This window comes from Streptomyces sp. NPDC048600, assembly GCF_055587025.1.
Window position 1 is genome coordinate 9,740 of record NZ_JBVJGZ010000004.1, and the last position, 5,424, is coordinate 15,163.

3 protein-coding genes are annotated in these 5,424 nt (G+C 72.9%); all 3 read left to right on the forward strand.

Going from position 1 to position 5,424, the window contains the following annotated elements; all coding sequences use genetic code 11:
- The first annotated feature begins 316 nt into the window (after window positions 1–316).
- From ACZ6SQ_RS06270 to meaB, 3 genes are read left to right on the forward strand one after another with little or no spacing between them, the layout of a single operon-like run.
- Window positions 317–2,134 carry a methylmalonyl-CoA mutase family protein gene (locus tag ACZ6SQ_RS06270; protein WP_469557243.1) on the forward strand — a complete coding sequence of 606 codons (1,818 nt, stop codon included), beginning with the start codon at window positions 317–319 and terminating at the stop codon, window positions 2,132–2,134.
- Window positions 2,134–4,317, forward strand: a complete 2,184-nt coding sequence (gene scpA / locus ACZ6SQ_RS06275) for a methylmalonyl-CoA mutase (protein ID WP_469557245.1) — start codon at window positions 2,134–2,136, stop codon at window positions 4,315–4,317. The genes ACZ6SQ_RS06270 and scpA overlap by 1 nt, the downstream gene beginning before the upstream one ends.
- Window positions 4,318–4,322: 5 nt before the next feature.
- Complete coding sequence (meaB, locus tag ACZ6SQ_RS06280) at window positions 4,323–5,300, forward strand: methylmalonyl Co-A mutase-associated GTPase MeaB (RefSeq protein WP_389333327.1); 978 nt, start codon at window positions 4,323–4,325, stop codon at window positions 5,298–5,300.
- Window positions 5,301–5,424 lie beyond the last annotated feature (124 nt).

A 5,424-nucleotide genomic window follows, 5' to 3' on the forward strand; every position in this document is an offset into this window, starting at 1 on the left:
CACACCACCCCCCCCCCCCCCCCCCCCCCCCCCCCCCTCCCCCCCCCCCCCCCCCCCCCCCCCCCCCCCCCCCGGTCGTGTCCGCGGCGCCGCGGAGATCCATCAGAAGGGCCCTAGGGGTGAGATCCTCGCGACGGCGTCCACGTGACCCCCCTCACCATGCTGCTCCCGGGCGCCGGGACTCCCGCGCGGGCCGGGCCTGGAGGCGGCGCGGCAGCGGCGCGGGGCATGGGGCAAAATGCGTACGGCCGGGGAGAGGGATATGTCACAGAGGATCGTGCTGCTGCTCCGATGAGCATCTGGCTAGCATCCGATCATGACTGTGCTGCCTGACGACGGCCTCCCGCTGGCCGCCGAATTCCCCGCAGCGACCCATGCACAGTGGCAGCGCCTCGTGGCAGGCGTACTGAGCAGGTCGGGCAAGGACGTACCCGAGGCCGAGGCCGAGCAGAAGCTGTCCACGGCTCTGGAGGACGGGCTTCGCGCCCGTCCCCTCTACACGGCCGCCGACGGCGTGCCCGATCCCGGCCTGCCCGGCTTCGCCCCGTTCGTACGCTCCGGGCGTGCCGAGGGCAACACGGCCGGCGGCTGGGACGTACGGCAGCGCCACTCGGCGCCCGACCCCGAGGCGGTGCTCACCGACCTCGAGAACGGCGTCTCCTCCCTGTGGCTCGCCATGGGGCCGGGCGGCATCCCGACGGGCGAGCTGGACCGGCTCCTCAAGGGCGTGTACCTGGACCTCGCCCCGGTCGTCCTGGACGCCGGCCACGAGACCGCGGCCGCGGCGGAGGAGCTCCTCGCGCTGTACGGCAGCCGCGGCGTCGCCCCCGAGGCGGCGCGCGGCAACCTCGGCGCCGACCCGCTCGGCACCCGGGCGCGCACCGGGTCCGCGTACGACGAGGACGGATTCCCCGTCGCCGTCTCCCTCGCCCGGCGCTGCGCCGAGACGTACCCGGGGCTGCGGGCCATGACCGTGGACGCCCTGCCGTACCACGAGGCCGGCGGCTCGGCCGCGCAGGAGCTGGGCGCCTCCCTCGCCACCGGCGTGGCCTACCTGCGCGCGCTCACCGACGCCGGTCTGAGTATCGAACAGGCGCTGGGCCAGCTGGAGTTCCGCTACGCGGCGACCGCCGACCAGTTCCTGACCATCGCCAAGCTGCGGGCGGCACGCCGCCTGTGGGCCCGGGTCGCCGAGGCGTGCGGGGCGTCCGGCGCGGGCGCGCAGCTCCAGCACGCGGTCACCTCGCCGGTGATGATGACCGCCCGCGACCCGTGGGTGAACATGCTGCGCGCGACGGTCGCGACCCTCGCGGCCGGTGTGGGCGGCGCGGAGAGCGTGACCGTGCACCCCTTCGACCACGTGCTGGGCCTGCCCGACGCGTTCGCGCGGCGGATCGCCCGCAACACCTCGACGATCCTGATCGAGGAGTCGCACATGGCGCGGGTCATCGACCCGGCCGGCGGCTCCTGGTACGTGGAGTCGCTGACGGACGAACTCGCCCACGCGGGCTGGGAGTTCTTCCAGGAGACCGAGCGGGAGGGCGGCCAGTCGGCCGCGCTGGCGTCCGGCTGGACCGAGCGGCGGCTCGCGGCGACCTGGGCCGAGCGCTCCGAGGCCCTCGCCAAGCGGCGTGAACCGGTCACCGGTGTGAGCGAGTTCCCGCACCTCGGCGAGAAGCCCGTCGTGCGCGAGCCCTCTCCCGACCGGCCCGGCGGCGGGCTGCCGCGGGTGCGCCGCGACGAGGCGTTCGAGGCGTTGCGAGCCCGTTCCGACGCCCACCTCGCGGCGACCGGCGCCCGGCCGCGCGTCTATCTGGCCGCGCTCGGGCCCGCCGCCGCGCACACCGCACGGCTGACCTTCGCCGCGAACCTGTTCCAGGCGGGCGGCATCGAGCCCGTCACGGAGGGCTCGTTCGCCGACAGCGGCGCCACCGAGGCGTGCCTGTGCTCCAGCGACGCGCTGTACGAGGAGCGGGCCGAGGCCGAGGCCGCCGCCCTGAGCGACGCCGGTGCCACGCATATCGCCCTGGCGGGCCGGCCCGGCTCGTACCCGGGCGTGGACTCCTACGTCTTCTCCGGATGCGACGCGGTCGCCGTCCTGTCCGCCGCCCTCGACCGCATGGGAGTGTCCTGATGGGAATCCCCGACTTCACCGGGATCGACCTCGGATCCCCGTCGCCGTCCTCGTCCGACGGCGGTCTCGACGAGTGGCAGGCCGCCGTCGAGCAGGCGTCCGGTGGCGAGAACCTGCTCTGGGAGACGCCCGAGGGCATCGGCGTCAAGCCGCTGTACACCGCGCGTGACCTGGAGGACGTGGACTTCCTGGGCACGTACCCGGGTGTGGCGCCGTTCCTGCGCGGCCCCTACCCGACGATGTACGTCAACCAGCCCTGGACGATCCGCCAGTACGCCGGCTTCTCCACCGCGGAGGAGTCCAACGCCTTCTACCGCCGCAACCTCGCGGCCGGCCAGAAGGGCCTGTCGGTCGCCTTCGACCTGCCCACGCACCGCGGCTACGACAGCGATCACCCGCGTGTCACGGGCGACGTCGGCATGGCGGGCGTGGCGATCGACTCGATCTACGACATGCGGACCCTGTTCGACGGCATCCCGCTGGACAGGATGTCGGTGTCGATGACGATGAACGGCGCGGTGCTGCCCGTCCTCGCGCTCTACATCGTGGCGGCCGAGGAACAGGGCGTGTCCGCGGACAAGCTCGCCGGGACCATCCAGAACGACATCCTCAAGGAGTTCATGGTCCGCAACACCTACATCTACCCGCCGAAGCCGTCGATGCGGATCATCTCCGACATCTTCGCCTTCACCTCGCGGAACATGCCCCGCTACAACTCGATCTCCATCTCGGGCTACCACATCCAGGAAGCCGGTGCCACGGCCGACCTGGAGCTGGCGTACACGCTCGCGGACGGCGTCGAGTACATCCGGGCCGGGCGGGAAGCGGGCCTGGACGTCGACGCGTTCGCGCCCCGGCTGTCGTTCTTCTGGGCGATCGGCATGAACTTCTTCATGGAGGTCGCCAAGCTGCGCGCCGCGCGGCTGCTGTGGGCAAGGCTGGTCAAGGAGTTCGACCCGAAGAACTCCAAGTCGCTGTCGCTGCGCACCCATTCGCAGACCTCCGGCTGGTCGCTGACCGCGCAGGACGTCTTCAACAACGTCACGCGTACATGCGTGGAGGCGATGGCGGCCACGCAGGGGCACACCCAGTCGCTCCACACCAACGCCCTGGACGAGGCGCTGGCGCTGCCGACCGACTTCTCGGCGCGCATCGCCCGCAACACCCAGCTGCTCATCCAGCAGGAGTCCGGCACCACGCGGGTCATCGACCCGTGGGGCGGCAGCGCCTACGTGGAGCGGCTCACCTACGACCTGGCGCGCAAGGCGTGGCAGCACATCCAGGAGGTCGAGGCCGCGGGCGGTATGGCCAAGGCCATCGACGCGGGCATTCCCAAGCTGCGCATCGAGGAGGCCGCGGCCCGTACCCAGGCCCGGATCGACTCCGGCCGCCAGCCCGTCATCGGCGTCAACAAGTACCGCGTGGACGGCGACGAGCAGATCGAGGTGCTCAAGGTCGACAACTCCTCGGTGCGCGCCCGGCAGATCGACAAGCTGCGGCGGCTGCGCGAGGAGCGCGACGAGCGGGTCTGCCAGGCCGCTCTTGAGGACCTCACCCGGGCCGCGGGCGGCGAGGGCAACCTGCTGGAACTGGCCGTGCGGGCGGCTCGCGCCAAGGCCACGGTCGGCGAGATCTCCGACGCCCTGGAGAAGGTGTACGGACGGCACTCGGGGCAGATCCGTACGATCTCCGGTGTGTACCGCAACGAAGCAGGTGAGTCCCAGTCCGTGACGTCCACCCGGACGCTCGTGGACGCCTTCGAGGAGGCCGAGGGACGGCGTCCGCGCATCCTGGTCGCCAAGATGGGCCAGGACGGCCACGACCGCGGCCAGAAGGTCATCGCGACCGCCTTCGCCGACCTGGGCTTCGACGTCGACGTCGGCCCGCTGTTCCAGACGCCGGGCGAGGTGGCCCGGCAGGCCGTCGAGGCGGACGTGCACATCGTGGGCGTCTCGTCGCTGGCGGCGGGCCACCTCACGCTCGTCCCCGCGCTGCGGGACGAGCTGGCCGCGGAGGGCCGGGAGGACATCATGATCGTGGTCGGCGGGGTCATCCCGCCCCAGGACGTCCCCACCCTGCTGGAGATGGGCGCCGCGGCCGTCTTCCCGCCCGGCACGGTGATCCCGGACGCGGCGGCGGACCTGGTCCACCGTCTCGCCGCCGACCTGGGGCACGGCCAGTAGTCCCCATGGCCATCGACATCGACGCGTACGAGAAGGGCGTACGGGACGGCAGGCGCGCCCTGGTGGCGCGCGCCATCACCCTGGTGGAGTCGACCCGTCCGGCCCACCGCGCCCTCGCCCAGGAGCTGCTGACCCGGCTGCTGCCGCACAGCGGCCGGGCCCGCCGGATCGGCATCAGCGGGGTGCCGGGCGTCGGCAAGTCCACCTTCATCGACGCCTTCGGCACGATGCTCACCGGGCTGGGGCACCGGGTGGCGGTGCTCGCCGTCGACCCGTCCTCCACCCGGACCGGGGGCTCGATCCTCGGCGACAAGACCCGGATGGAACGGCTCGCGGTCGACCCGGCCGCGTTCGTGCGGCCCTCCCCCAGCGCCGGCACGCTCGGTGGTGTCGCCAAGGCGACCCGCGAGTCGATGGTGGTGATGGAGGCGGCCGGCTACGACGTCGTCCTCGTGGAGACGGTCGGCGTCGGCCAGTCGGAGACGGCCGTGGCCGACATGGTCGACTCCTTCCTCCTGCTCACGCTGGCGCGCACGGGCGACCAGTTGCAGGGCATCAAGAAGGGTGTCCTGGAGCTCGCGGACGTGGTGGCGGTGAACAAGGCGGACGGTCCGCACGCGACCGACGCCCGTGCCGCCGCCCGTGAACTCGCGGGCGCGCTGCGGCTGATGCACGGCCGCGAGGCCGTCTGGACGCCGCCGGTGCTCAGTTGCAGTGCCCGTGAATCGACCGGTCTGGACGAGGTGTGGGAGCGCCTGGAGAAGCACCGCTCGCTCCTGGACGCGACCGGCCGTCTCGACGCCCGCCGCCGTGAGCAGCAGGTCGGCTGGGCCTGGTCGATGGTCCGCGACGAACTCCTCACCCGGCTGCACTCCAGCCCTGCCGTGCGCGACCTCACTCCCGAGGTCGAACGGCAGCTCAGGGAAGGCCTGTTGACGCCGACACTGGCGGCGGAGCGGATCCTCGGGGCCTTCGGGTCCTGAGGGCGTCCACGGATCGCGGGGGGGGGGGGGGGGGGGGGGGGGGGGGGGGGGGGCCTCCCCCCCCCCCCCCCCTACGGTGCCTGTTGAACGGTCCGTCGGACGATAGGCCGGAGCGCATCGACGG

Coding starts and splice junctions, on each gene's coding strand:
- meaB (WP_389333327.1), top strand. CDS start 4,323: ATGGCCATCGACATCGACGCGTACGAGAAGGGCGTACGGGACGGCAGG.
- ACZ6SQ_RS06270 (WP_469557243.1), top strand. CDS start 317: ATGACTGTGCTGCCTGACGACGGCCTCCCGCTGGCCGCCGAATTCCCC.
- scpA (WP_469557245.1), top strand. CDS start 2,134: ATGGGAATCCCCGACTTCACCGGGATCGACCTCGGATCCCCGTCGCCG.